30 protein-coding genes and 5 tRNA genes are annotated in these 26,800 nt (G+C 48.0%); 11 read left to right on the top strand and 24 right to left on the bottom strand.

Annotated features, from left to right (window positions below; all coding sequences use genetic code 11):
- Positions 1 to 84: 84 nt before the first annotated feature.
- From V4534_09300 to V4534_09250, 11 genes are all read right to left on the bottom strand, one after another.
- Positions 85 to 160: transfer RNA gene (locus V4534_09300), tRNA-Thr, on the bottom strand.
- Between the two features lie 12 nt (positions 161 to 172).
- A tRNA-Gly gene (locus V4534_09295) sits at positions 173 to 248 on the bottom strand.
- A gap of 96 nt (positions 249 to 344) precedes the next feature.
- Positions 345 to 430: transfer RNA gene (locus V4534_09290), tRNA-Tyr, on the bottom strand.
- A 33-nt stretch (positions 431 to 463) separates the two neighbouring features.
- Positions 464 to 538: transfer RNA gene (locus V4534_09285), tRNA-Thr, on the bottom strand.
- A gap of 15 nt (positions 539 to 553) precedes the next feature.
- Positions 554 to 635: transfer RNA gene (locus tag V4534_09280), tRNA-Leu, on the bottom strand.
- Between the two features lie 67 nt (positions 636 to 702).
- Positions 703 to 1,131, bottom strand: a complete 429-nt coding sequence (locus V4534_09275; protein ID MES2505051.1) for a host attachment protein — start codon at positions 1,129 to 1,131, stop codon at positions 703 to 705.
- Between the two features lie 14 nt (positions 1,132 to 1,145).
- Positions 1,146 to 1,946, bottom strand: a complete 801-nt coding sequence (locus V4534_09270; protein ID MES2505050.1) for a class I SAM-dependent methyltransferase — start codon at positions 1,944 to 1,946, stop codon at positions 1,146 to 1,148.
- A complete protein-coding gene (gene asnB, locus V4534_09265) occupies positions 1,946 to 3,757 on the bottom strand; it encodes an asparagine synthase (glutamine-hydrolyzing) (GenBank protein MES2505049.1) in 1,812 nt (603 codons plus the stop codon). Before asnB ends, V4534_09270 begins: the two co-directional genes overlap by 1 nt.
- A 3-nt stretch (positions 3,758 to 3,760) precedes the next feature.
- Entirely contained in the window at positions 3,761 to 4,714 is a 954-nt protein-coding gene (locus tag V4534_09260) for a glycosyltransferase family 2 protein (protein MES2505048.1), read from the bottom strand.
- 1 nt (position 4,715) lies between these two features.
- Entirely contained in the window at positions 4,716 to 5,999 is a 1,284-nt protein-coding gene (locus V4534_09255; protein ID MES2505047.1) for a UDP-glucose/GDP-mannose dehydrogenase family protein, read from the bottom strand.
- On the bottom strand, positions 5,984 to 6,862 hold the full coding sequence (locus V4534_09250; protein MES2505046.1) for a UTP--glucose-1-phosphate uridylyltransferase: 879 nt from the start codon (positions 6,860 to 6,862) through the stop codon (positions 5,984 to 5,986). Before V4534_09250 ends, V4534_09255 begins: the two co-directional genes overlap by 16 nt.
- A 499-nt stretch (positions 6,863 to 7,361) precedes the next feature.
- On the opposite strand from V4534_09250, the gene V4534_09245 reads away from it, so the two are divergent.
- Genes V4534_09245 through V4534_09225 form a run of 5 tightly spaced genes read left to right on the top strand, consistent with a single transcriptional unit; the run spans position 7,362 to position 12,061 of the window.
- On the top strand, positions 7,362 to 8,816 hold the full coding sequence (locus V4534_09245; GenBank protein ID MES2505045.1) for a hypothetical protein: 1,455 nt from the start codon (positions 7,362 to 7,364) through the stop codon (positions 8,814 to 8,816).
- Positions 8,813 to 9,376 carry a hypothetical protein gene (locus tag V4534_09240; GenBank protein MES2505044.1) on the top strand — a complete coding sequence of 188 codons (564 nt, stop codon included), beginning with the start codon at positions 8,813 to 8,815 and terminating at the stop codon, positions 9,374 to 9,376. Before V4534_09245 ends, V4534_09240 begins: the two co-directional genes overlap by 4 nt.
- The gene (locus V4534_09235; protein ID MES2505043.1) at positions 9,357 to 10,103 is read left to right on the top strand and encodes an ABC transporter ATP-binding protein; all 747 of its coding nucleotides are present in this window, start codon (positions 9,357 to 9,359) and stop codon (positions 10,101 to 10,103) included. The genes V4534_09240 and V4534_09235 overlap by 20 nt, the downstream gene beginning before the upstream one ends.
- On the top strand, positions 10,100 to 10,864 hold the full coding sequence (locus tag V4534_09230) for an ABC transporter permease (protein ID MES2505042.1): 765 nt from the start codon (positions 10,100 to 10,102) through the stop codon (positions 10,862 to 10,864). The genes V4534_09235 and V4534_09230 overlap by 4 nt, the downstream gene beginning before the upstream one ends.
- Positions 10,865 to 12,061 (top strand): type II secretion system F family protein, encoded by a 1,197-nt coding sequence (locus tag V4534_09225; protein ID MES2505041.1) that lies wholly within the window; start codon positions 10,865 to 10,867, stop codon positions 12,059 to 12,061.
- 22 nt (positions 12,062 to 12,083) lie between these two features.
- Here V4534_09225 and V4534_09220 read toward each other — a convergent pair whose 3' ends face one another.
- Both V4534_09220 and V4534_09215 read right to left on the bottom strand, forming a co-directional pair.
- Positions 12,084 to 12,548 (bottom strand): hypothetical protein, encoded by a 465-nt coding sequence (locus V4534_09220; GenBank protein ID MES2505040.1) that lies wholly within the window; start codon positions 12,546 to 12,548, stop codon positions 12,084 to 12,086.
- A 64-nt stretch (positions 12,549 to 12,612) separates the two neighbouring features.
- Complete coding sequence (locus V4534_09215; GenBank protein MES2505039.1) at positions 12,613 to 13,089, bottom strand: hypothetical protein; 477 nt, start codon at positions 13,087 to 13,089, stop codon at positions 12,613 to 12,615.
- A gap of 259 nt (positions 13,090 to 13,348) precedes the next feature.
- On the opposite strand from V4534_09215, the gene V4534_09210 reads away from it, so the two are divergent.
- From V4534_09210 to V4534_09200, 3 genes are all read left to right on the top strand, one after another.
- The gene (locus V4534_09210; GenBank protein MES2505038.1) at positions 13,349 to 15,754 is read left to right on the top strand and encodes a hypothetical protein; all 2,406 of its coding nucleotides are present in this window, start codon (positions 13,349 to 13,351) and stop codon (positions 15,752 to 15,754) included.
- A gap of 139 nt (positions 15,755 to 15,893) precedes the next feature.
- Positions 15,894 to 16,163: a hypothetical protein gene (locus V4534_09205; GenBank protein MES2505037.1), complete on the top strand. Its 270-nt coding sequence runs from the start codon at positions 15,894 to 15,896 to the stop codon at positions 16,161 to 16,163.
- Positions 16,164 to 16,165: 2 nt separating this feature from the next.
- Positions 16,166 to 16,525, top strand: a complete 360-nt coding sequence (locus V4534_09200) for a hypothetical protein (GenBank protein MES2505036.1) — start codon at positions 16,166 to 16,168, stop codon at positions 16,523 to 16,525.
- On the opposite strand, the gene V4534_09195 is transcribed toward V4534_09200, so the two are convergent.
- From V4534_09195 to metK, 6 genes are read right to left on the bottom strand one after another with little or no spacing between them, the layout of a single operon-like run.
- Positions 16,509 to 17,114: an alpha-isopropylmalate synthase regulatory domain-containing protein gene (locus V4534_09195; protein ID MES2505035.1), complete on the bottom strand. Its 606-nt coding sequence runs from the start codon at positions 17,112 to 17,114 to the stop codon at positions 16,509 to 16,511. The two genes, V4534_09200 and V4534_09195, sit on opposite strands and share 17 nt — an antisense overlap.
- 13 nt (positions 17,115 to 17,127) lie before the next feature.
- A complete protein-coding gene (locus tag V4534_09190; protein ID MES2505034.1) occupies positions 17,128 to 17,334 on the bottom strand; it encodes a hypothetical protein in 207 nt (68 codons plus the stop codon).
- Between the two features lie 27 nt (positions 17,335 to 17,361).
- Positions 17,362 to 17,790 (bottom strand): Fur family transcriptional regulator, encoded by a 429-nt coding sequence (locus tag V4534_09185; protein ID MES2505033.1) that lies wholly within the window; start codon positions 17,788 to 17,790, stop codon positions 17,362 to 17,364.
- A complete protein-coding gene (gene ybeY / locus V4534_09180; GenBank protein ID MES2505032.1) occupies positions 17,787 to 18,260 on the bottom strand; it encodes an rRNA maturation RNase YbeY in 474 nt (157 codons plus the stop codon). The genes V4534_09185 and ybeY overlap by 4 nt, the downstream gene beginning before the upstream one ends.
- Positions 18,257 to 19,024: a S1/P1 nuclease gene (locus V4534_09175; protein ID MES2505031.1), complete on the bottom strand. Its 768-nt coding sequence runs from the start codon at positions 19,022 to 19,024 to the stop codon at positions 18,257 to 18,259. The genes ybeY and V4534_09175 overlap by 4 nt, the downstream gene beginning before the upstream one ends.
- A 23-nt stretch (positions 19,025 to 19,047) precedes the next feature.
- Complete coding sequence (metK, locus tag V4534_09170) at positions 19,048 to 20,205, bottom strand: methionine adenosyltransferase (protein MES2505030.1); 1,158 nt, start codon at positions 20,203 to 20,205, stop codon at positions 19,048 to 19,050.
- 52 nt (positions 20,206 to 20,257) lie between these two features.
- On the opposite strand from metK, the gene V4534_09165 reads away from it, so the two are divergent.
- Positions 20,258 to 21,751: a response regulator gene (locus tag V4534_09165; GenBank protein ID MES2505029.1), complete on the top strand. Its 1,494-nt coding sequence runs from the start codon at positions 20,258 to 20,260 to the stop codon at positions 21,749 to 21,751.
- Positions 21,729 to 22,544 carry a hypothetical protein gene (locus V4534_09160; GenBank protein ID MES2505028.1) on the top strand — a complete coding sequence of 272 codons (816 nt, stop codon included), beginning with the start codon at positions 21,729 to 21,731 and terminating at the stop codon, positions 22,542 to 22,544. Before V4534_09165 ends, V4534_09160 begins: the two co-directional genes overlap by 23 nt.
- Positions 22,545 to 22,547: 3 nt before the next feature.
- Here the strand turns inward: V4534_09160 and V4534_09155 are convergent, their stop codons facing one another.
- Genes V4534_09155 through rpsB form a run of 5 tightly spaced genes read right to left on the bottom strand, consistent with a single transcriptional unit; the run spans position 22,548 to position 26,310 of the window.
- Positions 22,548 to 23,141 (bottom strand): 3D domain-containing protein, encoded by a 594-nt coding sequence (locus V4534_09155; GenBank protein MES2505027.1) that lies wholly within the window; start codon positions 23,139 to 23,141, stop codon positions 22,548 to 22,550.
- The gene (locus tag V4534_09150; GenBank protein MES2505026.1) at positions 23,138 to 23,752 is read right to left on the bottom strand and encodes a hypothetical protein; all 615 of its coding nucleotides are present in this window, start codon (positions 23,750 to 23,752) and stop codon (positions 23,138 to 23,140) included. Before V4534_09150 ends, V4534_09155 begins: the two co-directional genes overlap by 4 nt.
- Complete coding sequence (locus tag V4534_09145) at positions 23,742 to 24,590, bottom strand: hypothetical protein (protein ID MES2505025.1); 849 nt, start codon at positions 24,588 to 24,590, stop codon at positions 23,742 to 23,744. The genes V4534_09150 and V4534_09145 overlap by 11 nt, the downstream gene beginning before the upstream one ends.
- A gap of 5 nt (positions 24,591 to 24,595) precedes the next feature.
- Positions 24,596 to 25,435, bottom strand: a complete 840-nt coding sequence (tsf, locus tag V4534_09140; protein MES2505024.1) for a translation elongation factor Ts — start codon at positions 25,433 to 25,435, stop codon at positions 24,596 to 24,598.
- Complete coding sequence (rpsB, locus tag V4534_09135) at positions 25,435 to 26,310, bottom strand: 30S ribosomal protein S2 (protein MES2505023.1); 876 nt, start codon at positions 26,308 to 26,310, stop codon at positions 25,435 to 25,437. The genes tsf and rpsB overlap by 1 nt, the downstream gene beginning before the upstream one ends.
- A 184-nt stretch (positions 26,311 to 26,494) precedes the next feature.
- Here rpsB and V4534_09130 point away from each other — a divergent pair, with 184 nt between their 5' ends.
- Complete coding sequence (locus V4534_09130) at positions 26,495 to 26,776, top strand: prevent-host-death protein (protein ID MES2505022.1); 282 nt, start codon at positions 26,495 to 26,497, stop codon at positions 26,774 to 26,776.
- The last annotated feature ends 24 nt before the right edge of the window (positions 26,777 to 26,800 follow it).

Raw genomic sequence — 26,800 nt, 5'->3', positions numbered from 1 at the left:
CGATGGTCCCAATATTTACGTGGGGTTTATCGCGGGTAAACTTCTCTTTTGACATTTCTTAATCACTCCCTATTTAAATCACTATGGAGCTGCTGACCAGGATTGAACTGGTGACCTCGTCCTTACCAAGGACGTACTCTACCAACTGAGCTACAGCAGCACAAAAAAACCTTGGAGCGGGAGACGAGGCTCGAACTCGCGACATTCAGCTTGGAAGGCTGATGCTCTACCAACTGAGCTACTCCCGCCTACGCACTTTGTGCTTCGGCGGGCACGGCCCGCCATGGGCACAAGGTACACGCTTAACTTTTACTGGCTGTGCCAGCCGAAGCTTCAGCGTAGGCTGGTGGAGGGAGAAGGATTCGAACCTTCGAAGGCTTGCGCCGGCAGGTTTACAGCCTGCTCCCATTGGCCGCTCGGGCATCCCTCCACAACTAACAACACGGTCACTAACACAAAAAACTGGAGCCGGCGATGGGAATCGAACCCGCAACCCCCTGATTACAAATCAGATGCTCTACCGTTGAGCTACACCGGCACCCACAAAATCTAATGCGGTAGGGGAGACTCGAACTCCCACAGCTTTTGGCTACTACCACCTCAAGGTAGCGTGTCTACCGTTCCACCACCACCGCAAGTCGTGTGCAATTACTCTCATGAAACAAGAGCCCAAAAGAGTCAAGCGGGGTTTTGTCGGATAATTTACGGTAGATAACTTCTGATTTGAAGCGGTGATTCTTCGACCAAGTCTTTGTCGACTTCCACGCCAACAGCTTTTTTGGTCTCGGCGTGTAACGTGTTGCGCAAAAGGCCTAAAAACGCCGGCGAGGCAACGATATGCAATTGCTGAAAGCTGCCTTTGCGGTGTGCCAAATCTAAAAACCTGGCAACCTCAATAGCGAAATGCTCAGCTTCATTTTGCTGCGGGGTCGCAGGCGGCTCCATAGAGCTTCGCCCATTGCCTGAGAAGGAAGAGCCCGAGCCTGGTCGGTCGGTTACCAGATCGCGTCCGTGCATTCTGGTCTCTGGGTGCGTCAAAACTTCCAGCTCGTTTAAATGACCTTTGGAAAATTCAAACACTCTTGCCATGGCACCGTTTGCTGCCAAAACCCAGGTCTTTTTAAACTGCATAAAGCTCCCCTCGTTTACTCTACACTAACCTCATGTTTCAGTGCACGCACATGCCAGCTATTGCCTTGCACAAACTCTAAGAACACGTCCGCGCCGCTTAGGCCTGATGTCAATCTTTGCATGTCCTCTTTGGTCCAATAGTTGGCTATTTTTGGCAGAATCTGGTCAAAAATAATCGATTCAACATTTTTGAAAGATAGAACTTTAAGTCTTTTGTAATACTCATTTCGCCAGGGCCACCATAAGATTAACGGCCATGCAACCAACGTAATCGCTTTTGCTAATGCGTGCGTGAGCCACAATGGCGCTCTCGCACCGATTGAGCGCAGCAATTGAATAAGGGGTAATAAGCCCCGGTTACCTTCTAAAGCGTAACACCACAAAATTAAATCTCCGCCTGGCTTCACGCAGCTCCAAAGCTTTTGCAAAGCAAGTTCAGGATGTTCCAGATGGTGCAACACCCCAATGCAGGTCACGCGTTCGAAAGTCCCCTGCTCTTTTGGATTTAAATTATAGACCGAGCATTTTTGTACGCGCGCCTGATCAAACTCTGCGAGATTTTTCTGCGCTGCTGCTAGGCTGTTATCATCCGCATCAACTGCCAACAACTCTTTGGCGCCTGCTTTGAGCATCCAATAGGGATTTCGGCCCATGCCGCAACCCACATCCATCACGGATTTTCCGGCACAGGTATGAAGGCCGGTTGATCCAAACCAACGCTGCAACTGCAATCGAGATTCGGGCAGAATTTCACTGTAGCGCGCCCATTCATAGCCAAACCGATCTGGCGAGCCCATATGATCTTTAATGGACATTAAAACTTCTCCTTCACCAGCCAGTGATCAAGTACCAATAGTGCCCACAGCGGGCGAGATCTATCGAAGCTACGATTCCTATGCTCAGATAACCATTCTGTGAAAACGTCTTGACTAAGCAGCTCCAAGCGCCAAACCGGCGAGTCTTTTAGGATGCGCTCCAAACGAGGCAATAAAGGCCCGCGGACCCATGCGGCGAGCGGAATCGCAAAGCCCTTCTTCTTTCGATCGATAATCACATCCGGGATATGGCCCCTTGCCGCTGCCTTCAAAGGCGCTTTGTCTTTTTTTAACCGGCTCTCGATGCCATAGGCGACCTCTACCATTTCGTTATCTAAAAACGGCGGGCGCACTTCTAGCCCATGAGCCATGGAAGCTCGGTCAACTTTCGCTAAGACAGAGCCTGGCAAATAGGTCATAAAGTCCAGATGCATCATTTGTTGCACCCAGTCTTCATTTTGCCCATCAACCAATGCCATTCTTAAAACCAGTGGGTCTCTTAGAAGGTTTGGTATGGCCTTTCGCAATTCAGCCAGGTCGAGATTCGACATCCACCTCAGATGCCTTCTCGTTGGGTCATTTTCAAAGCCTTTGGTAAAGCGCTTCAATTTCCATTCTAAGCCGTGATAACCATCTTGAAGTGGCAACTGAGCGACGGCTGGCAAAATCAAATGGTTGCGTACCCATACCGGCATGGCCTTGTACATATAAGCTAGGCGATGGGCCGCGTAGGTAGGATAACCTCCAAACAGCTCATCGCCGCCGTCCCCGCCAAGGACCACTTTAACCTCTTGAGCCGCCAGGCGGGCCAGCAAATAAGTCGGCAAAAAAGATGGGTCGGCCAGCGGTTCATCCAAGGCATCCAAAATCGTATCAAGCTCTGCCAACAAATCGCGTTCCGTGAACACCCGGGTGACATGCTCCACTTCAATATGCTGGGCCAATAATTTGGCAAAATCCAGCTCATCGAAAGCTGGGTTTTCAAAGCCAATCGAAAACGCTTTTAATCGATCACGGCTTTGCTCCGCCGCCAAGGTCGCAATAATCGACGAATCAATGCCGCCGCTCAAAAAAACGCCCACCGGCACGTCTGCGATTAAGTCTCGCCTCACCACCGTCTGCAAATGCTGCCACAATGGCACCGCTTTGCGTGCCGGCTTAATCGACGAAAGACCCCAATAGCGCTTTGGAGCATCCAACTTTCCATTCTGCCACCGCAACGAATGCGCAGGGCTTAATTTATGGATGCCCTCCACCAAGCTTTCCGGCGCACCCGCATAATCGAGAAAAAAGTAAGAAGAAAGTGCTCTAACATCAATTCTCTTGGATGCAGCTGGATGCTCCAACAAGGCGGTCAGCTCCGATGCAAAAGCAATCCCTCCATCCGGCAGCGGCATATAATAAAGCGGCTTAATTCCAGGGCGATCACGCGCCAGAAGTAGCGATCCTTGAACATGGTCCCAAAAGGCAAAGGCAAACATGCCGTTCAAATCACCAATGCCGGCTTCACCATGCTCAGCCATATAATTGAGCAAAGCGCTCGTATCCCCGCCAGCCTTGGCGTCCAAGTCGCGATAATTATAGATTTCACCATTATAAACGAGGGCATGGGATCCCACTTCCATGGGTTGAGAACCACCTTCGATGTCTATAATCGACAATCGACGGTGACCAAGGGCAACATACCAACCATTTTGAGCGTAAAATACTTGTCCATCGCCATCAGGCCCGCGATGCCTGATGCGCTCTAGCATCCTAGGCAGCACTTCTCGATGGTCACTTCGACTGATAATCCCAACGAAACCACACATATTTTAGGCCTCTTGGTCAAAACCGATTTTAGACTGGATCGAGTACGGCCTTTTGCCATCAGATTCATAATAGCTTCGAACAATCATCTCCGCCACAATGCCAAGTCCTACCAGTTGTACCCCGGTCAAAAACAGCACCACGGCCACCATAAACAACGGGTTTCGATGGACGTAGATATCAGAGCTCAACTTTTCCCAAAGCACATACACAGACATCAAGGCGCTCATTAAAATCAGCCCGATGCCGCTTGCACCAAACACATAAATTGGTTTGGTTTGATAGCGGTGCATAAAACTAATGGTGGTTAAATCCAGTAGGACTTTGACCGTGCGAGACAAGCCATATTTGGATCGGCCCGCATGCCTGACCCGATGATTCACTTCGACTTCGCAAACTCGCGCACCTAAAGAATCAGCGATAACCGAGATAAACCGATGCTTTTCGCCGTATAGATGCATCTCTTCTGTCAACGCACGCCGATAAACTTTGAGCGAGCAACCCAAATCATGCACCCGAGTGCCGGTAATTTTGCGAATGATCCAGTTCGCTATTTTCGAAGGAATCTTCCGCAAAAAGAAGCCATCTTGCCGATACTTTCTCCAACCTGTCACAAAGTCATAGCCTTCATCCAACTTGGCGATCATGGCAGGTATGTCTCGCGAGTCATTTTGCAGATCTGAATCCATGGTGACCAAAACATCGCCACTAGCCGCGTGAAAACCGGCATCAAATGCTGCGGTCTGCCCACAGTTCTTTCGGAAAAAAATCAGCCTTAAATAAGTTTTTTGCGTAGCCAGACGCAACAACAGTTCTCTGGACCCGTCAGTGCTGCCATCGTCCACCGCAATCACTTCAAACTGCCGGCCTAAAGCCGTGAGTACTTCTTCAAGTTCCGCCAAAACAAGCTCAAGATTTTGGCGCTCGTTATACACCGGGAGAATGACGCTGATATCCATATTAGACTCCCCGTCCTAGCGAATGATATTCGAAGGCCCCCATTTGCGTGGGTTCAAACAAGTTTCTCAAATCGATAATCAACGGCTTAAAAGCTGGATCAAACTTCAAACCCTGCACCACTCGATTGATATCCAATGTCTTAAACTCATCCCACTCGGTCAGAATCAACAGACCATCCGCATTGGTAACAGCCGCCTGCACTGAACTTGCTTGCTCGCCCGCAGGTGGGGTTTGCATACTTGGGTCGTAAACATGCAGCGTAAGCCCAGCCTGCTCAAGGGCTGGCAAAATCGAAAGACTCGGCGCATGCCGCATATCATCGGTATTGGCCTTAAAGGTCACGCCTAAAACAGCGAGCGTTTTGCCGTCCGCGCCACCCCGCGCCTTAAAAATATCGATTATTTTTTGCGCCATGTGAGAAAAACGAAATTGATTGGCGGCAATCACAGCGTCAACAATCGTTACGGGCGCGCCCGCATCTTGCGCAATATGGCTTAAAGCCAAGGTATCTTTTGGGAAACAGGATCCGCCATAACCAGGCCCTGGCTGCAAGAATTTGTCGCCGATGCGCCTATCCAGGCCCATACCGATGGCCAACTCTCCAATATTAGCCCCCACGCGCTCGCAAAGATCGGCCATTTGATTAATGTATGCGATCTTGGTGGCCAAAAAGGCGTTTGAAGCATATTTAATCAGCTCAGATGTTTCCCATTCAGTCCAAACCGTGGGGATATGGCCAAATTTCTCATACAAGCGATGCATCAATAATCGGCTGGTTTCGCTGCCCCGATCGGTACCAATAATAATGCGGTCAGGACGATGAAAATCTTCCAGTGCCGATCCTTCTCGCAAAAATTCTGGGTTAGATGCCACACGAATACCCATTTTAGCGATTTGCCTACAGGTGCCTACCGGCACGGTGGATTTCACCACCAAAATAGATTGTGGCTTCATGTGCATGGCCGCCGCCCGAGCTGCTTCGAAAACATGACTTAAATCGGCGTGACCATCGTTTTCAAGGCTAGGCGTTCCTACAGCTATAAAAACGATGTCCGCTTCAGCAATGCCGGCAGGCAAATCGCAGGTAAACGCCAACCTGCCGGCTGCGGAGCCAACAGCAACCAGCGATTCTAGGCCAGGCTCATAAAACGGCACCAAGCCGCTTTTCAAATTCGCTATTTTTGCCTCATCTTGATCAATATTGACGACTTTGAAGCCGCATTCGGCAAAACAAGCGCCGGTGACCAAGCCAACGTAACCAGAGCCAATTACCGCGATGCGCATAACTCACTCCAAGTTTTTTGCAAAGTCGCGCGCAGTTCGGGATTTCTAAATCCAAATGCCAAATTAGCAGACATCCAGCCACTTTTCATGCCGCAATCAAAACGCTGGCCGCCGTAAACAAATCCGGTCAACCCAAAAGACTGGATCATCGCTGCCAACGCACTGGTTAGTTGTATTTCGCCCCCTGCATCAGCGGTTTGGTTTTCCAGAAAATCAAACGTGCTTCTCCTTAAGATATACCTGCCGACAACCGCCATGCGCGAAGGGGCGGTTCCGGTTTTTGGCTTTTCGACAATGCCGCGGGCGTCAATTTTCTTAGCGCCGTGGCCTTCTTCTTGGAAGTCCAACACGCCGTAGTGTTGCGTTTGATCAGGCTGCACTTCCATCACCCCAACCATGTTGCCATCTGCGTGCTCATAAGCATCAACCATCTGAGCCATGCAAGGCTGCTCAGCCAACACCAAGTCATCTGCCAAAATCACACCGAAGGCATCTTCTTCGATTAAATCGCGCGCACACAAAACGGCGTGACCGAGTCCTAAAGGCGCCGGTTGTCGCACATAAATCGCTTGGCCAGCTTCTAAGCTCAAATCGCGCAATTTTTCAAGCTCGGCCAGTGCGCCGCGGCGCTCGAGCTCTTGCATCAATCTGAGATTGGCGTCGAAATGATCTTCAATGGCCGATTTACCTTGAGAAGTCACAAAGATGAATCGTTCAAAACCTGCTGCCCTTGCTTCTTCGACAGCGTATTGAATCAGTGGTTTATCCACCACCACCAGCATTTCCTTAGGGATGGATTTGGTCGCGGGCAAAAAACGTTTACCTAAACCTGCCACAGGAAATACACAGGTCTTAATTTTCATAGGCTAACAATATAATAAGTCCTGACTGAAAATCTTGTAAATTTGAAGCTAGCAATGTCCTTGCGCTACACTCGAGAATCAAACGCAGGAGACATCGTTGACAACTAGAGCCGCCTTTCGATCGTGGATCACCTGGAGCATCGCTATGGTGTTTTTGTCCACTCTACTCTTATGTAGTCTATGCGTGGTAGATTACCTGCCCACCAACGATGGTCCCCAGCATATTTTTTCAGCATTTGTTGAAAATCACTACAATGATCCTGGCTCGATTTATCCTATTTACTTGGACCGGCTGCCCCAATTCGCCTATCGCGGCTTCGCGGTCATTATGAAGCCTCTTGAAGAGGTATTTGGTTGGCAGAAGGGGGTACAAATAGCGCTCGCCCTCATTCTACTATTAAATGCTTGGGGCTTTGGAGCGATGGTACTCGCTTTAAACCCGCGCCGTAAATGGCTTTGTTGCCTTGGATTCCCCCTAGCTTGGTCGTGGAATTTATATATGGGTTTCCTTTCCTTTGCTGTGGGCAGCGGGATGGGCTTTTGGATTATCGCTTATGTTTTAGCGATAAAACGTTGGAACTTGGTCAGGCGGACCACTCTGTCTGCCCTTCTCTTTGCTCAAGCCTGTGCGCATATTTTTTCTGCCGTACTCACCGCTATGGTTGTCTCTGGCTTACTAATATTCATTAAAGCGACCTGGAAGCAGCGCTACCGCGAAATCCTAATATTGGCTCTGGTTGGTTTGCCAACGCTATATGCGGCGGTCATGGTGTTGTTAACTTGGGAAGGCGTCAAAGCTGATGGCATCACTCGATTTGTGTGGGTGCCCTGGGCCGAGCAAATCTTCTTGCTTCCCAAGATTTTCATTCCCGGTCCTTGGCATTTGGTGATTCCGATGCTCGCATTGGTGGTAGCGGGCATTATTTCCGGGCTTAGAAGACTTGAGAAATCAGATTTGAGCACGCACGAAAAAACCTTGTTTTGGGTAGCCATCACTTTTATTGCCGTAGCCTGTTTTGGGCCTAGAGATATTCCGGGCTGGCAGGGATTTTCGCAGCGTTTTGTGCCGGTTGGCATCTCTGTCGCACTTTTGCAGCTCCCCCTAGAAAAGTTTATTTTCAAGCGAAGCCACTTAATCGTCGGGTTGGCGATGTTATTATTCGCGACTTATGCGCTTGTCATCAATCGAAGCGTCAATTTGCGCTTAGCGGCAGAATCATCGGATTTCATCAGCATCATCCACGCGCCATTGGTTACCAACTCCAATATCCATTACATCCCGCTCGGGCTGCGGTACGAGATGAAGGATTATAAAGGCAAAGCGGGTATCCCCTACCTACACCCGGAATTTCAGGGCGGCACCCTTTATGCTGTGGTGACCAAATCCATGCCCTCCAATTTATTTGCCGGATCGATATCAACCCATGCACTAATACCCAAACCCAGCGGGTTAACGGGAGATAGCATGCCCTACGCCCGGTTTATGCCAACTTTGCCTGTTACGCTGAGCAAAATTTTGGTCGGTCAACCAAACTTTTCCGATGACCCCACCTTCAGATCAGCAGTCCTCTCTCGTTTAGGCTCGTCAGCCATGAATTATTGGTATGACCGAATCTTTGTGACCGGTGCTCGAGACTCGGACATTGAGGCATTTAAAAACATGGGTTTCGTAGAAGACTGGCGTCACAAAACTGCCTGGGTGTCACATTTCAAGCCGTGTACCTTAATCGTCCAGGGCAAAAAACCTAACAAGTTAAATGTAGGCCTTTGGCCTCATACAGCCATCGCGGTGTTTGAGGAAGCCAAAGGTCGCGCCGTCGGTGATGCCACTCAATACGACTGGGTCCCTTGCGGAGACATCTGGGTCAAAGGCGACATAGACGAAAAACAACTAAGCCTTATCGATCCAGACCATCGCGGCTTGCCCAGTCAAGTCCACGTGGTGAAGCCATGATTCGTATCGTAATATTTGTGGTAATTGCGGCAGCTTTCTTAATGTTTGCTCATGCAGCGGAGATGGCCATAGCATCCGCAAAAATACAAATGCACGTTCCGGCAAATGAAGTTGTTACGCCCCCGCTTTGGTTGGCTAGCGCCTTTTTCTTTGGCAATCGTCTGCTTGCGTCCGATTTTTATATGCTCAGAGCCAATTTATATGTTCAAACCGCTTTGGCTGAAGGTAAGAGCTATCAGTCTGTGGTATCTCTCTACAGCTTAATCCGGGATCTCAATCCGCGCTCTTGTTTGACTTACCAAACGGCAGGCACATTTTTGGAGCAGTACCATTTAGATGAAGCAACCAGAGCCGCCAATCGCTTTTTAGAAGAAGGGGTTCGCGCATGCCCTGAAGACTGGTTTATGAAATTCCTCTTGGCCTTCAATCTGTCGAAGCAAAAAGATTATGCTAAAGCTGGATGGATACTCATCGAAGCAGCCAAAGACAAAAAGGCGCCTGAATGGGTAGGAAGTTTGGGACACAAATGGGTGAATCAACATGACAACGCCAGCCATTGAATTGATCAACGTCAGCAAACACTTTCGGCACGAGTGGACATTTCGCAAAAAGAGCATTGTCCACGACCTTTCGTTCGCAGCGTTCGAAGGCGAAACCTTTGGGTTTATCGGACAAAATGGCGCTGGCAAAACCACGACCATTAAAATGCTGCTGGATTTAATACGCCCATCCAGCGGTCAAATTTTACTTCTAGGCAAGCCCCCTGGAAAGCCAAATGCGCGTGCGGACATTGGCTTCATGCCTGAGCGACCTTATTTTTACGAATACTTAACCGCTCACGAAACCATGATGCTGTACGCTGGCCTTAAACACCTCAGTCATTTTGACGCCAAAAGGCAAAGCGAAGAATTGCTCGAACGGGTCGATTTACAACAAACCAAAAGAAAAAAACTGCGCGATTTCTCAAAAGGCATGTTGCAACGACTTGCCTTAGCGCAAGCGCTGCTGGGAAATCCCAAGTTAGTCATCATGGATGAACCGATGAGCGGGCTCGATCCGGTGGGCCGAAAACTCGTCCGCGACATCATGCTATGGCTTAAAGAGCGTAAAACTTCGATTTTTTTCTCCACTCATATTTTAACCGACGTCGAAGCAATTTGTGACCGCGTGGCCATGATTCATAACGGTCAGCTCAAAATGGTAGGTCATATCTCGGATTTTGTCAGCTCTGGTACCGGCAGTTTAGAAGACGAGTTTATTAAAAGAACGAAGGAAGATTTACCATGAACGCCATCAGAGCACTTGCCTATGCGACATTTTTGGGAAGCCTTAGAGCCAGGCTATTTCTTTACGTCCTTGCGGTGGCTGTTTTTATGATGTTGCTCAGCCTGCCCATATCCGGACTCGGCTTTAATGAGCAATTGCGCATTGTCACCGATATGGCCGTTGGCAGCGCTGGGTTATTAGGCCTCTTTCTCACCATCTATTTTGGCGTCTCCAGCATTAGCGGCGAAATTGAAAAGCGCACCGTCTATAATGCTATTTCCAAACCCATCTCACGAACTCAATTCGTGCTCGGCAAACTTATGGGGGTATGGCTCACCGTAGCGGTTGCCTTAGTCGGTTGCTATCTGGCCATCGAAGGCGTGGTCTATTTTAAAGCCGGAGCATTTAACTGGAGCCTTTTGCTCAATCTATTTTACGCCCTATTTGAAATGGGACTATTAACTGCATTGGCTGTCTTTTTCTCTTGCGTTTCGAAGCCATTAGTCGCCTCCGGCATGACCGTGCTTACCTATTTGGTTGGCACGCAAACGGACATGATCGCTTTGTGGTTTAGCGCCCAAGATCGAGGCGTTGGACTTTACACACAAGCCTTGGTTTGGCTGATTCCCAATTTTCGCTTGTTCGATATCAAGAGTGCCGTCGCGTACCAGATTGCGATTCCTCTTCAGCAACACGTTCTCATGGTCCTCTACACATTTTGCTATATGGCCTTTCTATTAGTGCTTGCGGCCTTTTCCTTTCAACGTAGAGATTTAAAATAGATGGCACTTTATCGCTACAAAGCCAGAAACAATGCGGGCGTGCTTATCACCGGTGAAATTTCTGCCTCAGGCTTAGATGAGATTAGACACGAGCTTAACGCGCAAGCGCTCTATTTGGTGTCAGCCGCGCCTGCCACGGGCTTTTGGGATATGTTTGAAAGGCACAACCCCAAAGAGCTGGTCTTTTTTTCTCAGCAATTCGAAGCACTATTCTCAGCTGGGCTGCCTGCCATTGCCATTATCAGTTCCATCGAAAAAACCTCTAAATCGAAAGGCTTTAAAAAAGCTTTGGTCGTTATCAGAGACAGCATTTCCAAAGGCAAAAGCATTTCAGAAGCCTTTGCAGAGCATCCTAAATATTTTAACGAAATCTTTGTCGCCATGGTACGCGCTGCAGAAGGCGGCATGGGCCTTGCACAAGCCATGAATAAAGCGGCCAAAGTATTAGACCACGAGTACGAAAAAAGCACGCGCTTGAGGGTATCCACTTGGTACTCCAAGTTGGTCTTATTGTGCTGCCTAGCGATTATTATTTACGTATCAATTTATATCTTTCCCGATTTTAAATCATTTATCAAAGATGCGCAAAGACCGATACAGTTCCATTGGATAACGGGTTTCTACATGGCGTTAGGCGATTTCTTAATCAACCAATATCTAATGGCTTTTCTAATCGTTGCGCTCGCAGCAATTGCTTATATCTATTTCAAAACCACTGCCTTAGGCCGGTACTGGCTGGGATGGTTGAGGCTTAACATACCCATCATTGGCCCCATCAATAGCTTCAGCGCCAATGCCATCTTCGCCCACGTGTTAGGCGCATTATATGCCGTAGGCGTTCCCCTAACCGACGCGCTGCTGTATACAGCCAACGCTGTGTCAAACCCCTACATGGCTAAGCAAGTTCATGACCTAAGGGGAGAATTACTTCTAGGCGAATCATTCAGCAATGTGATCGATACGAAGACAACTTTCCTTCCCGCCCTAAAAGGGGCGCTGGTTATCGGTGAAGAATCAGGAAATTTATCAGGGCTACTGCTAAGCACAGCCAAGGTCTATGATTTTCAAAGTGATCAAATGACCGAGCTGTTTACGAAAAAGATGCAAGGCTATTCGAGCGTGTTGATAGCCCTCATTGTATTCTCGATTGCGATGGGAATTTATCTGGCTTTCGGCATTTTGTATCAATCGACTTAAGTGCATAACGAACTAAGCCATATTAATGAACTTTGCATTTGGTATCAACATTGATATAACCGCGGCTCCAAGGCGCACCATAATTTAAAGTACCGATATCATTCGAGTCAATGATAGAGGCAGGCGTGCCTGTAGTCGCGATACAAGCTTTTGCGTTATTTGTGTCCAATATTGCTGTTACAGCCGCAATGGAATAGGTCGGATTTGATACCACAAAGGTTGCATATGGTTGCATGACAGCGTTCACATTCGCCTGTCCAAATATGGAAATATTATCCGCACAAGCCACTGCTGTTCTGGACTCAGCAAGGCAAAACTCGACGGACTTATCTACACCGCTCAAACCATTGTGGATCGAGCTAGAAACCGTTACGGCTTTTAAATATCGGTAATTTGGAATAGCAGCTACTATTAAACCACCTGCAATACCTAAGAAAGCTAATACTTCTAGGGTGTGAAACCCAGGTGCCTTGAATTGTATGAACATGAAATATACTCCTATCTGAATAAAAATGTCCGAGCTTAAAGCTCGGACATCTTAAACCATCAGATTAGTGAACTTTACAGCTTGCATCGAAGGCTGCAGAATATGCACGGCTCCAGATTGAACCATAGGGAGTGGCATCTAAAGCAATGAGATCAACTATGGAATCGGTTGACGCTGTTCCACAAGCTGCCCCACCGGTAGACAATAGGGCTTTGATACTTGCTACACTGGCATTTGTATTGGTCACGGTATATGTAGCGTAAGGATGTAATACTGCGTCTACGCCCCCGATGGATGCGCTCGTGCACAGATCTACTTTGCCTTGGTCCGCACCACATAATTCTAGAGCCTTATCTAATCCTCCTAAGGTATTATGAATAGAGCTCGCAACCGTCACTTTCTTCAAAAACCGGTAGTTAGGTATGGCTGCCGCCACTAAACCACCTGCGATTCCCAAAAACGCTAATACTTCTAAAGTATGGAATCCGGGTAATTGTAACCGTCTTTTCTTACCTATCTTGTTATTAATTTGGCTAAACATACAATGTAAGCCTCCTTGAGAACAAACACTCATAAAAATTGAGGATTTGTTTCAAACAATATCTAACAGCCACCGCTTGAAAATCCGCATCACGGCTGCATTTATCAGCTATTTCGCTTAGTTGCACAGATCAAATGCTCGATCCCGCTTGCTTGATATGAACATTACAGTACACTTGACGAAATAATATATGATAATTTTTAAGTCATTAATAATCTGTCTCGTTTCGTGGCAAATTTTTGCTGGTGCACCAAATATCATGGTTAACAGTAGTCAAATATTTAGAGACGAGTCTTTTGACACAGTTACAATTGACGATCGAGTGCCAGTAGATTTAGATGTTCAATTCATCAACTGCACTCTTAATTTTCTCTTTATTAAAACGTTAAATTCCCCAACTTCACCCTGTTTTGACGACGTAAGCAGGATGCATGGTAAAACCAGACACTTCTTGCTTGAGAAAACCAATGTAGAGCAGAAAATCGAAATCTCAGAATGCCTTGGGAGAGGAAGCAGATCGGTGGCGTTAATTTTGAAAGGTTCATTTACGCCGTCCCTTATTATCGGCGAAAAATTTGCCTCAGGCACATTAAGTGGTGGCCATATCAACGTACTAGAAAGTCACATCAATTTAATCGTGATCAAGGCACTTTTTAGCTATTTGTATTCGGGCTCAGAAAACACATATTACTCCAACAGCTCTCAATTTTTAATTCAACAAAGTGAAGTCGACACTCTGAGTGTTGGTCCCAACTTTGGCGGGCAGATCGGTGCTCCCATTAGCCCCGCCGCAATCAAGATTTTAAATAGTAAGTTGACTGTCTTGGCAGTTAACAACCTCTTCAGGGGCTCAACGATCGATACAACGGCAAGCCAGATTGATCAGGTTAGTTTTAAACTTGAGCCTGGCTATGAAGGCGTCACCCAATTGGGGGGCGTCCAGAGCTTGGATTTCAGTAATAACAACATCAAAACCATCCAAGGCGATTTGCCCTTAGTATCGTCCATCAACCTCTCCAATAATCGCTTAACAGAGATGCCGCGACTCGCTTATCAGCAGCCTTATTTGGATTTAAGGGGCAACAAAGCATTGGCGCTCACTCGTAAGCGTTACGGCTGCGGCGAGTACATCTCTCGTATTTTGTTTGACAGCGATTGCCATGGGAATTGGGTTAATATTTCAGGATCTGTGGGGAGCGCACTTCAATGTGAGGGGCCGGGCTGCGTTAATTGGAACAGCTGCAATGCAGGTTGCGCTGCTTGGACCGACTGCTACTTGGGAGCTGTGGTGCCCAATACCCCAGCATGTAAATATCTCACCAAAACTCCGGAATTGACTCAAAGCTCTAGTTTAGCTGAAACACCAACCATAGAGCTCCCTGGGACGCCTTCCGACAGCCGTTCTATGAGCCGTCTAAGCAATACACCGTCAGGCACCGAATCTTTGGCTGCATCAGCTTCAGAGAGTCTGAGCGTTCAAGTCCCCCCAACGCCTACACACACACGCACCCTAACAAGAACACCAACTAGCTCGGTTAACGTTACGCTAAGCGAAAGCCACCAAAACACGCCTTCGGTTAGTATTGCGGTGGTGCCAAACAACACGGTAGCGCTCAAGCACCTAGTACAAACACCTGTAGTGGTTGTGGTGCCTGCAACCATCGCGAAGGCTACGGCGAGCGCAGCCTCCGTCAGCGCAGCCGCTAGTTTGGTAACTTTTTCGGCCTCTGGGGCCACGCTAGCTTCTAAAAATTCGATGATTTTGGGTGTGTTGGACTGCAGCAATGCTCAACCTTACGAACCTGAGGCTGCGGATTGGGCAGATAGCCCCACCCAACTTGCGATCGGTAAAGGTAAAACTCGTTATTTAATAGGCACTTTGACGGGAAATACCGGCATTATGATGGGGTGTTCGGTGGTTTTGGGTGCGGCCAGTCTGGCAAGCAGCAATTCAGTTAGATTTCCGGGCTCGTTGGCATTTCCGGTTCTCTTTCTAGTGACACCAACAACCACCGCAGCAACCAGATTGATTCGCCAAGGATCCAAAGCTGAACAAGTGGTTGGCGGTGGCTATCTCACCGTGGCTTTAGGCGCTTCAGTGGGTTTAAAATTTTTGCTCAGCACCCCCCGCTTTGGCGCCGAGTGGAAACTTGGGGCGGATAAGGTTGGTGAATGGATTAGCGTTAAAGATCCACAGTATATCAAACAGTTAGGCCCTCTATTTGCGGATTATCGGGACGGCATGCAGTGGTTTATTGCAATAGACAGCTCAGTTGCTGTCGCTTCCGGAGTCATCGATGCTTTTGATGACGCGCCCGCAGGCTGCGCTTCATTAATCGGAGCAGCCACCGCACTCGCAGGCGTCTATGCCGCATCGCTGGCCGTCTCGCGGCCTTACGCTGACGGAAGGGAGCAATATTACGCTCTTGGCACTGCAGCAACGCAATTTGCCGCGCTATCTGTAAGAGCTTCCGGCGAATACACACACGCCGAAGCTTCCAGTTGGACCAACACCTGGCCCGCTTATGCGATGACCGCTCTGCAATGGGTTGCCATTGTAAAAACCGGCATTGATATTGCCAATGCCATCGTGCGGAGACTAAGACCCATAGGCTCTCCAATTGATACAGGGCTGACAGGGCCATTGCTAACAACACCCGTGTAACTCCTTGAAAAGCAGCGGAGTTTAACAACCTCATTTACAAAAGTGAACATATTTTTCTATTAAATGAGTTGTTAATTTTTTTCTTCCATTTACGTGCAATTCCGTTTAGTGATAATGTATATATGGAGGGAATGAAAATATGAAAAAACATGTCATCAGTAGCGGTGAAAAAGTTCAAGAAGCATTCGATCTGTTGAAAGAAGCTTCTGCTGATAAAAAAGTGGAACTTCAAGAAGTTGTGTCCGAAATCATGGACAGGGCCAGGGATGTTAAAGCCATGGCATCTGACAAGGTCATGGATGCAGCAAGCCTAGTAAACCACTCAGCTCACAAAAAGCCTTGGGCATATGTCGCAGGCGCTGTTTTCGTGGGTTTTGTTAGCGGCATTTTCATGCGAAACAAGAAATAATGATGAAGGCGATTTTAGAGTTTATTCTAGGCAGTACGGTAGCCAAAGCCGGTCGATTGTTGCTTGATTTAGTTAAAGTCGAGCTCACGACAGGTCTTGTTCATGCAGTGGACAAGGCCCGTCGTATCGTGACTATTGGCATATTATGCATTTTCGGCACCATGGTGATGGTTACCGGTTTTTTATTAATGCATGTGGCGCTATTCTTTTTGCTTCCTTGGGATGCATGGGGAAATTCGCTGTTTTTACTGATACTTGGCTTAGTGTACTTTGGCAGCTCCGTTGGATTTATCTTGTGGCTACATTCACGCCGCAAGTGGCTCCAAATGACGGGTGTCGAAGAGTTTATTGGCCGCCTTTAAGACGTTCTACAATTTCTTTATATGAGGTGGCCCTTACCAGCGTCGACATTTGGAGCTGGTATTTTTGTATCAAATCCGATCGGGAACGCTTTTTAGCGTCCTCGAGCGCAATGTATAGTTGCGTGTAAGCACGTTCGCTATTGATAAAAAACTGCAACACGTCTTGCACTGCGCCGATACTGGACTGGCTGATGGACGCACTCTTATGCGTGAAAGTATATTCATGCTTGTCCGCGTTTTTCACGCGCAGAACAGCAATGGCCATGGCGTCTGTATGGCTGCCTTTGCTACCGGTGGTTTTGATGCTGATATTAAAATCGACGATCGATACAGTGCTGAGAGATACATACTCTTTGGCGTAAGAACTTAGGAGCGCATCGAAATAAGCATCGATTAAACCAACACCCTTACCAGTGAGTTCCAGCTTTTTTTCTTCGTCCCCAATGCGTTGCCTGATTTGGGCGATGATACTGGCCTGATTTAGTTCGAAATCTTCTTTAAGCTCAAGGCGGTCTGTATGCAACCTAACGAAAGCAGAGCTTAAAATTTCTAAAGCAACGGCGTTAACCTGTTCTGCTTCGTGATCCATAAAGCATTCACCTCTATTTTGAGGTTACCACAGGTTTGGTCATCTTTTTTTCTAATTCTTTTTCGGCTTCCAGCGCAAAGTTTCTCTCTAAGTAGATGCGATGGTTCTTTTTGAGGGCAGCCTTGATAGGGCCATCGTTCAATTTCAATATTTCAGGTTTAGGACCATCCTTTGCGAATGCAAAGACCGCCAAAGTGACCAGCAATAGAAACCATTTCATACTAAATAAACCTTCCAGTCGGAGTTTTTATTCGCATCCGGGGCATAAACCGTAAAGTTCCATTCGGTGCTTGGTGAGCTTAAAACCATGCTCCTGAGCGATTTTTTCTTGCAGCGACTCGATTTTGGCATTGGTAAACTCTTCGATGCGATGGCAGCCCTCGCATATCAAATGGTCATGATGGTTTTCAGGCCCTGTTTCTGCTTCAAATACCGCTTGCGAATCGCCAAAATAATGGGCCTTAACCAAGCCGCAATCCTGCAGTAATTTCAAAGTTCGATAGACGGTCGCGAGGCCAACTTGGGCATCCTGCTGGCGCACAGCTTGCAGAAGCTTTTCGGCCGACACGTGAGGTCTTTGTTTAAGCAACTCCCTGACAATGAGTTCTCTGGGCTTGGTCATTTTAAGACCCTGGCTATCTAAGCTGTCTTTAACCCTCTCGAAAAAGCCTTTCATGCTCGACCACACAATGCGAGTTCAGGTCGCAGGCCGATTTGTAGAAGCAGCTGTGATTCAGCTTCGGCTTGCTTATCTGCATCTGTCTTAGAAAGTTCATGGTCGTGGCCTAACAAATGCATCAGGCCATGAACAAATAATACGACAATCTCTTCTTGAAGCTCGTGCGCAAACTCTAGGGCCTGAGCCTGAGCACGCTCTACGCTAATCACCACATCGCCTAAGATATCTTCTAGGCCGGGCATGGCCTCGCCCTCCTGAGCAGAAAAAGAAAGCACATCCGTAGACTGATCTTTGCCGCGCCAAGTCATATTGAGCGCCTGCATTTCGGCATCGCTCACAAATTGAACGGACACTTGTAAATCGCGCTCCTCGTTCAATAGCTTTAACGCGCGGATCTTCTTTAAAATCCAAGCACGCTGCGGCGGTGGCAATAACGACTGCCCTGAGAAATGTACCTCTAACTTCACAAAACCAACTCTTTCAAAATATGCGCTAAGCGATACCCTGCTACCGCTAAGCGTTCTTTGACCACGAAACGGCCTTCTTTAAGATAAGTGTCTGACACCAAGACGCCTTCAGGCGTGCTGTAGGCTTTCGATTTGGCAAGATAAAAGCTTTCTTTGGACCAATCTTCGAATGCGCCCTCAAGCTTTTGCTTATTGATGGGGAATTCTCTTTCGATTTCTCTGGCTAGCGGCAAGATTTGCTCTGAGCTTAAGTTCTCAAGCAAACCAAGGCCACCGTCCCAAAGATGGTGGAGCGTCTCTTTCTTTTTGCCAAAGCGGACTTCAAATAGGTTACCGCCTTTATCCCCCTTTGGATTTTTGATGGTGACACGGCTAATGCAATGCAATGGCTGGTGAATATCTCCTACCAAATGTACTAAATTAGCTTTGAAAATTTCTGACAGCGCAGAGTTTTGAGATTTTTTCTTGCCCAAAGCGCGTTTGGCTTCTTTCAAAGCCCAGACAATATTGTCGTTTTTAGATACCAACTTCAACTGACTAGCCACGGGTTCTTCTACCCAAGGATAGTCAATATAATGCCACTTGGACAACACCGTCGACACTGCCCGGTCATTATCTGGCTGGGCAGCGATGGCAACAATGTCGCCCATCTTTGCTGCAATCTTTTTCTGATCTGCTCCGGAGAACTGATTCAAAGCGATTTGAGCAACTATCTCATGACCTGCCGTGTTCCAGGCGCTCAAGGGCAGCGCGAGGCAAAGCATAGCGGCTAAATATCTAGACCTGTTCATCCTAAGAGCTTATCCACGCAGTCGATCTTTTCCCAGGTAAAATCAGCTTCATCACGGCCAAAGTGACCATAAGACGCCGTTGGTTCATAAATAGGTCGCAGCAGATTTAAATGCCTGATTAGACCAGCAGGGGTCAATGGAAACACCCGATGAACCCGCTTGGCAAGCTCTCCGTCAGAAACAACGCCCGTACCAAAAGTTTGCACCATGACACTCACAGGTTCTGCAACACCAATGGCATAGGCCAGTTGCACTTCACAGCGCGTAGCCAGCTTTGCAGCCACGATATTTTTAGCAATATATCGAGCCATGTAAGCCGCAGAGCGATCCACTTTGGAAGGGTCTTTACCTGAAAATGCGCCACCACCATGACGGCCCATACCGCCGTAGGTATCCACAATAATTTTTCGACCGGTCACACCAGTATCGCCCATCGGGCCGCCAATCAAAAATCGACCGGTCGGATTAATATGATACTTAATGCCAGGCATCCGAAGATTTTCAGGAATCTCTTTCTTAATCACTTCTTCCAAAATCGCTTCGCGCAAAATATCGGTCGAAACATCCTGGGTATGCTGGCTGGATAAAACCACCGCATTAATGCCCACTGGCCGGCCGTTTTCATAGGCAACGGTCACCTGACTCTTGCCGTCCGGCCTTAAAAACTTGAGCTCGTTGCTGTGGCGCACCGCAGCCAAACGCCGCGTCAAACGATGGGCATAAGCAATGGGCATCGGCATAAGCTCAGGCGTTTCATCGCAGGCATAACCAAACATCATGCCTTGATCGCCAGCGCCCTGCTCTTTATCGCAGTCATCATCGGCATCCACACCCATGGCAATGTCGGAAGACTGCCCTTCAATGGCTACCAACACACCGCAAGTGAAACCGTCAAACCCGGCATCTGAAGAAGTATATCCAATCTTTTGAATGGTCCTTCGAACCACCGACGGCACATCCACCCAGGCCTTCGTCCGAACTTCGCCGGCAACAATACAAACGCCTGTTTTAAATAGAGTTTCTACCGCGCACCGGGAATTTTCATCACGGATTAACATGGCATCTAAAATAGCGTCCGATACTTGGTCAGCCATTTTGTCCGGATGGCCTTCAGTCACAGATTCGCTGGTAAATAGAAAAGAAGTTTCTTCCATCCTGCCACTCCTATCAACAACCCATGCTAATGTAAAAGGGGGGTAAAGCCACATGCAGTCTGGTGTTCTCGATCCACAATATCCTATTGATTTGCTATTTTCTCAATTACCGGTTTTTTTGTGGACGACCGACAGCGTGCTGCATTTTAAAAGCGCGGTGACCCCACATGATACCAAAGTCCAAAATTTACTTGAATACTTAAATGGCCAAGATAACAAGGTTAAAGCAGCGCACGAAAAAGCTTTGGCGGGTCAGTCGCAGCGCTTTCCGTTAGACGCAGCTGGTCATCATTATGATATCCACCTAGAGCCCATCAAAAATGCCAGTGGCCAAACCACGGGCGTGGCCGGTGTTGCACTCGACATAACGGAACAAAAAATCCTAGAAAACCAGTTTCAAAGCTCTCAAAAAATGGAATCGCTAGGCAGGCTGTCGGGCGGTATTGCCCACGACTTCAATAACATCTTAACCGTCATCTTAAACTATGCAGATATCTTGCAAGAAGAGTTCAAAGACGACGCCAAAGTTAAGCCCAAGCTGGATGCCATCGCCAACGCCGCCAAGAAAGTGGCCACCTTGACCAACCAGCTCCTAGCTTTCTCGCGCCAACCAAACGATCTAAATCAAGCACTGGATGTGAACGTCCTCCTGGGCAGCATGGCTCATATGTTAGGGCGCATCATCGGAGAAGACATCGAGCTGGTTTTGGACCTCAAAGATAAGCTGGGCAACATCTCCGCCGAGCCAGGTCAAATCCTGCGCATTGTCATGGCACTCGCCACCTTTGCCAGGCAAAGCATGCCAGAAGGCGGCAAGCTAACCATTAAAACTGAGCTTAAAGAAAACCCTGAATTAGGTGCGGGTCAGTTCGTCGTAATTTCTGTGGCTGACACAGGACGAGGTCTTGACTCTGAAGCGCAACAACACTTATTTGAGCCTTTCGCGCCGAATCATCCGACCAACGAAGACATCGGTATCGGCCTGGCCGCAGTCGCGGGGATGATGAAACAAAATCAAGGCCAAATCGAGCTGCGCAGCGCACCCGGTAGCGGCACGCAGTTCTCTCTCTTTTTTCCTGCGCTTACCGCGCCCGCAATTGCCGCAGCACCAGTCGCTACCAGCAACACACCGGCCACGTCTGCGCCAGCTGCGAGCTCTGAAACAATATTGGTGGTCGAAGATGAAGACATCGTTCGCCAAGTCGCCTGCGATATCATTAGAAGCAGCGGTTATACCGTTTTAGAAGCCACCAACGCGATGAACGCGCTTGAGATTTGTGAAAAAATCACCTCGCCTATTAACTTGGTTCTAACCGACTTGGTTATGCCAAAAATGAATGGCCCCGAGCTGATTAAGCGCCTGGCTGAGAAATTCCCCGGCCTGAACGTTGTCTACATGTCCGGATATAATAGCGAAACCGCCTTGGGCAAAGGTCTGCTAAAAGAGAAAGCTTCGTTTATTCAAAAGCCATTCATGCCCAAAGAGCTATTGAAAGTTCTCAGGGACACATTAGATAGCCAAGATGCAGTTATTCAAACGTCTTGACGGCACGTTAGTGACCGACGAGAAGCCGCTTAGAAACTTGATGCCTTTTTTGATGCCAACGCGCAACGAGGCGGTAGTCTATTTTGAGCAGAGCATCCCGGTTGGGTCAGCCCTTGCCTATTTGCAAAAAAATCCTGAGTTGACGTTGTTTCATCTGCTGCTAACCGGCATGATTAGAAGTTTAGCCACTTGGCCCAGAATGAATCGGTTCATCGCCGGTGGCCGCATCTATCAACGGCATAAGCCGGTCATATCTTTTGCAGTTAAAAAGCGTCTGGATGAAAACGCCGGTATGACCGCAGTAAAAGTGGAATTTGAGCCTGATGATAACGTATTTAAGGTCGCGGAGCGGGTGAACGAGAGAATCCATCAAGGACGTGGGAAAAAACTCACCACTTCTGAAAAAGAAATGAGGTTTGTTACCAAGTTGCCGGGTTTTTTATTGAGGTTTCTTTTTTGTGCGCAACGATTTTTAGACGGGCTCAATCTTCTGCCTTACTCGATGATTAAGAACGATCCAATGTATGCGAGCATCTTCGCCGCTAACCTAGGCAGCATCGGGCTGAAAGCGCCTTGGCACCATTTGAGCGAGTATGGCACCACGCCACTGTTTGGGGTGATTGGGAAAGTACAGAAAGTGCCGTTTGTGACGGAGAGCGACACGGTTTCGGTCCGGGAAGAAGTGCTGATTCGTTGGAGCTTTGACGAGCGGATTACCGATGGGCTCTATTGCGCGAAAGCATTGGCTTTGTTTGAGCAGAATATCATGAACCCGAAGAATCTGGAAAACTAACCGTCACTGCGGCGTTTCCGGAGACAGCAGCGCGATTTCATACGGCTTATGCAACTGCAGCGCTTTCTTCCGCGCTTGCTCGCCCACACCCATATAAATATCAATTTCGTTATTACGCTGTACTTTGGCACCGGTATCCTGCGCGAACAACAGGCGCTCTTCGCCTTTTATACGCGCTAGAAAAACGCTGCCGTAGGGGATTTTTTTGGGGTCAACCGCCGCAGAATATCCTGCCACCAACGGCATGCCGGAGGCACCTCTGGGGAGATCGCCTAAAAGAGAATATAGCTCTTTGCCCGATTTCTTGCCTCGATAGGCCATGAGCTGTACCGTGCCTTGAGGGGTTTTGAAGAACGCGGAGCCTTGCATCTTGGCATGACGCTTGGCTTTATCGCTGGTTAAAACCAGGGGCGTGTAATAGCCGGTGATGCGCAGTTTACCGAGGGGGCTTTCAATCAAGCCATCCAGGCTTTTGTTATCCTGCAATGTTTGCAGAACCGCTCGATGGGCAGGGTCTTTGGTGTATTCGAGTTGGATTTGGATGACCCGCTCTAAATCAGGGGTCCAAAGCAAACTAGCCAGTAAAAAAAATATCATTTCTTTAATAAGGTGAGCAATTTTTGACCATCTGCAAAGTTAAGCCTTTGGGCTAACTGCTGAATGGCCGCTGGGTCTTTGGCATAAAGCCCAGCTTGCTTGAATAATTCTAAAGGTTTTAAATAATTAAATTGAAAGATAAAATCGAAATTTTTTGCATTAACATCACCGGCTGAAGTCGGTGCGTAATCGCTCAGGGCTGTAAAAACGGCTTCTTGTACATCTTTTGGCAAATAGGCCAATAAAGTAGCTGTTCTGCGCTTGCCTAGGCTTACCAGGTAGGCAGAAATCTCTCGCCTGCCGGTTTCAACCAAGTCATCATGTTGAGACATTCGAGTCAGGCGATTTTTGGAAATTTCTCTTAAAACCGGATTCTTCTCGACCCAGCTGTCATCCATACCTAAAAAGAATGATCGGTGTTGAAAATCAACCAACTTGCTTAAATAAACCTGCAAGATTTCAGGGGTTAATTCGCTGCTTTCAAGGGCATCGAATTTGGTCTGCATGCCGGCTGGGAAATACTTTTTCAACGAGCCTTTGAGATCGCCGGAAAACAGCGACCAAACGACAAAAAGCGTCCTCTCTACAGGGCTTAATGCATCAAGGGACATTGGTGCTGCTTGCCTCTGTGTGGGCTTCTAATGATTTGGCCAGCTGACTGCGTAAAGCGCGGTTACGGACAATGCCGAACACGCCCAATAAGACACCAGCCAAAGCCAGCACACCAAAGAGCCACATCAATACGTCATCTCTAAACATAGACACCGGCGCAGCTACATGAGACGGATGCGCAGAAATAGGTTTTCTCACCACTTTCGGTAGGCCCATTAATGAAGATGACAAATTTTGAGACATCAACACGCTGACATACGCTGGCGTTAAATCTTCAATGGCGGATGCTACTAAAAACTTAATTTCTTCGGCTTTCACCGGAGGCGTGCCTTTTGAATCGATGGGGTTATAAACCACGGCCACCGATGCGGTTGCATGCGGAGGGGCAGAATGTAAGTCGCGCACCACGGATGGATCAGGCATCACCACAATCACCCGTGCTTCAATAATGCCCGGAAGCACTTTGAGCATGTTTTCCACTTCACCCTGAATGGCGCGTAAAAATTTCGCCTTTTCTTCAGAACGACTTGGAATCAAGCTGCTGGCATCGGTGGGGTAAACCTCACCCAGGCCTGCACTTTTATGTCTAGGAAGTCGGTTATCAACGAGGATCCTCAGGGCTTCTGGAGCTTGTCTGGGACCCATGCTGATAGAGTAGGTTGGGGGCTTGTTGCTGCCCTTCACCTGCACCAGGACCTTGGATGCTTTGATTTTTTGAGCATCCAAGATCACCAGTACTTCATTCGCCTCGGTTTCACTAAGCCCGCTAACGATGTCGTGATCGCTTTGGCAAGCGGACAAGGATAACACGAGCAACAAGGCGAGGGTATATTTCATCCCTGTTACCTTACCATCTTTGCCACTTCTTGTGCAAAATCATCGGCCTTTTTTTCTAAACCTTCGCCGACTTTAAAACGCACGAAACGGGTAACGCTGACGCCGGTGCCGCTCAGCAACTGGGTAATCGTCTTATCCGGATCTTTAACAAACTTTTGCTCCAAGAAGCAAACTTCGCCATAATATTTTTCGATCTTGCCATCCACAATGCGATCAACCATCGCAGCTGGTTTGCCTTGCTCAAGCACTTGATTCTTCAAGATGCTGCGCTCAGCTTCCAACGTGCCCGAATCCACATCTTCTCTGGATAGAAACGCCGGTGCAGAAGCTGCCACATGCATGGCTAAGCCTTTGGCTAGTTCTTGATGCGAAGCGTTTGCACCCTTCAACTCAACCAATGCACCGATCGAGCCGCCAGCATGGATATACGCGCCGTATAGATCGCCGCCTTCAAGCACATTCACGCGCCGGATGGCAATCTTCTCGCCAATGGTTCCGATCTTTTCATTGATAACGCTTTCGGCGTCTTTAGCTAGGTCTGAAACTTCCAAAGAACGCTTGGCCAAATCTTGGACCAAACGCACGAAATCTTCGTTTTTAGCTACGAAATCCGTTTCGCAGTTCACTTCAACGATACCGGCCTTATGACCATCTACCGTGATAGCAACCAAACCTTCAGAAGCAACGCGGCCAGATTTCTTTGCAGCAGCAGCCAGACCCTTTTCGCGAAGATAAGTCATCGCAGCGTCCATGCTACCAGCTTCCATCAAAGCCTTTTTGCAATCCATCATCCCTGCGCCAGTTTTTTCGCGCAGTTCACGTACCATTTCTGCAGTGACTTGCATCAGACAACCCCTCTTTCCTGATCTTCAGAAGCGCTTTCTACAACTTCTTCAGCGCCAGTCTTTAAAGCTGGGATCACATCGATTTGAGGGCCTTTCTTACGAGCCACAAACTGTTGTTGCTGAGCTGTAATTTGATCTTCGCTCATTTCTTTAGCTTCACCGCGAGCGCGTTTTTGAGCTAGCACTTCTTCATGACGTGCATCACCTTCTAAACAAGCGTCAGCAATATTACCCGCGAACAAAGCAACTGAACGAATCGAGTCATCGTTTGCAGGGATTGGGAAGTTCACCAAATCTGGATCACAGTTGGTATCCAGGGTAGCGATTACTGGAATGCCCAATTTGATGGCTTCATCCACAGCGATCTTTTCCAAATTAGGATCGATCACGAAAATCGCTTTAGGTAACCGTGTCATGTCTTTCACACCGGCCAAGTTCTTTTCGAGCTTAACCATTTCGCGTGTAAGGCCGATCACTTCTTTCTTAGGCAATTTTTCAAAAGTACCGTCTTTAGACATTTCTTCGATCAAACGCATGCGATCAACCGACTGCTTAACGGTCTTGAAGTTTGTGAGCATGCCACCCAACCAACGGTTGTTGACATAGTATTGGCCACCGCGAAGCGCTTCTTGAGCCACAATTTCTTGGGCTTGCTTTTTGGTACCAACGAACAAAATCTTGCCGCCACCAGCGACTGTGTCCACCACAAAGTCATAAGCCTTATTCATGAGGCCGACAGTTTGCTGTAGATCAATAATATGAATGCCATTTCGCGGTGCAAAAATGAACTTCTTCATTTTCGGATTCCAGCGGTGAGTCTGATGCCCAAAGTGTGCGCCAGCCTCTAACATTTCTCTCATTCCAATTCGTGCCATAGTCTTTTATCTTCCTTGTTCAAGTTATGCTTCCACACCCCGGGGACAGCTTTTAACGGCCGCCACCTGAACCCTAAAAGGTGTGTGTTTATTTGGGTCAGGCCCTGGCGTATCAACATTAGGCGTTTTTGACAACCAGCTGTGTGGGTTTGCAATTTGTAGACAATTTGTCTACAATGGTAATATGCAGAGTATCGCAATGAGAGACTTCCAGCAAAAAGGCCTTAAAGCTATAGAAGGGCATTCTAACGAGCTTTTATTATTAGAAGGTCGGGGGGGCCCCGCTTACTTTCTTGTTCCCGTTCAAGAGAATAATCTGGATGGGCAGCGGCAAGAGCTGGAGCGAGCCATGGCTTTAGCTAATTTAAATAGTTGGCAACAGCGAGCACTAGAGCTTGGCTTAACGGATATGACGCTCGAAGAGATCAATAATGAAATCGATTCTGTACGAAATCGCAAGTCATGAGTAAGCTCGTCGTATTGGATACAA

The sequence above is a fragment of the Myxococcota bacterium genome (assembly GCA_040387835.1).
GTDB lineage: Bacteria > Myxococcota > UBA727 > UBA727 > JABDBI01 > JAZKCZ01.
Note: the sequence above shows the minus strand (reverse complement) of the source record. Positions and strands in the feature narration are given on the sequence as shown.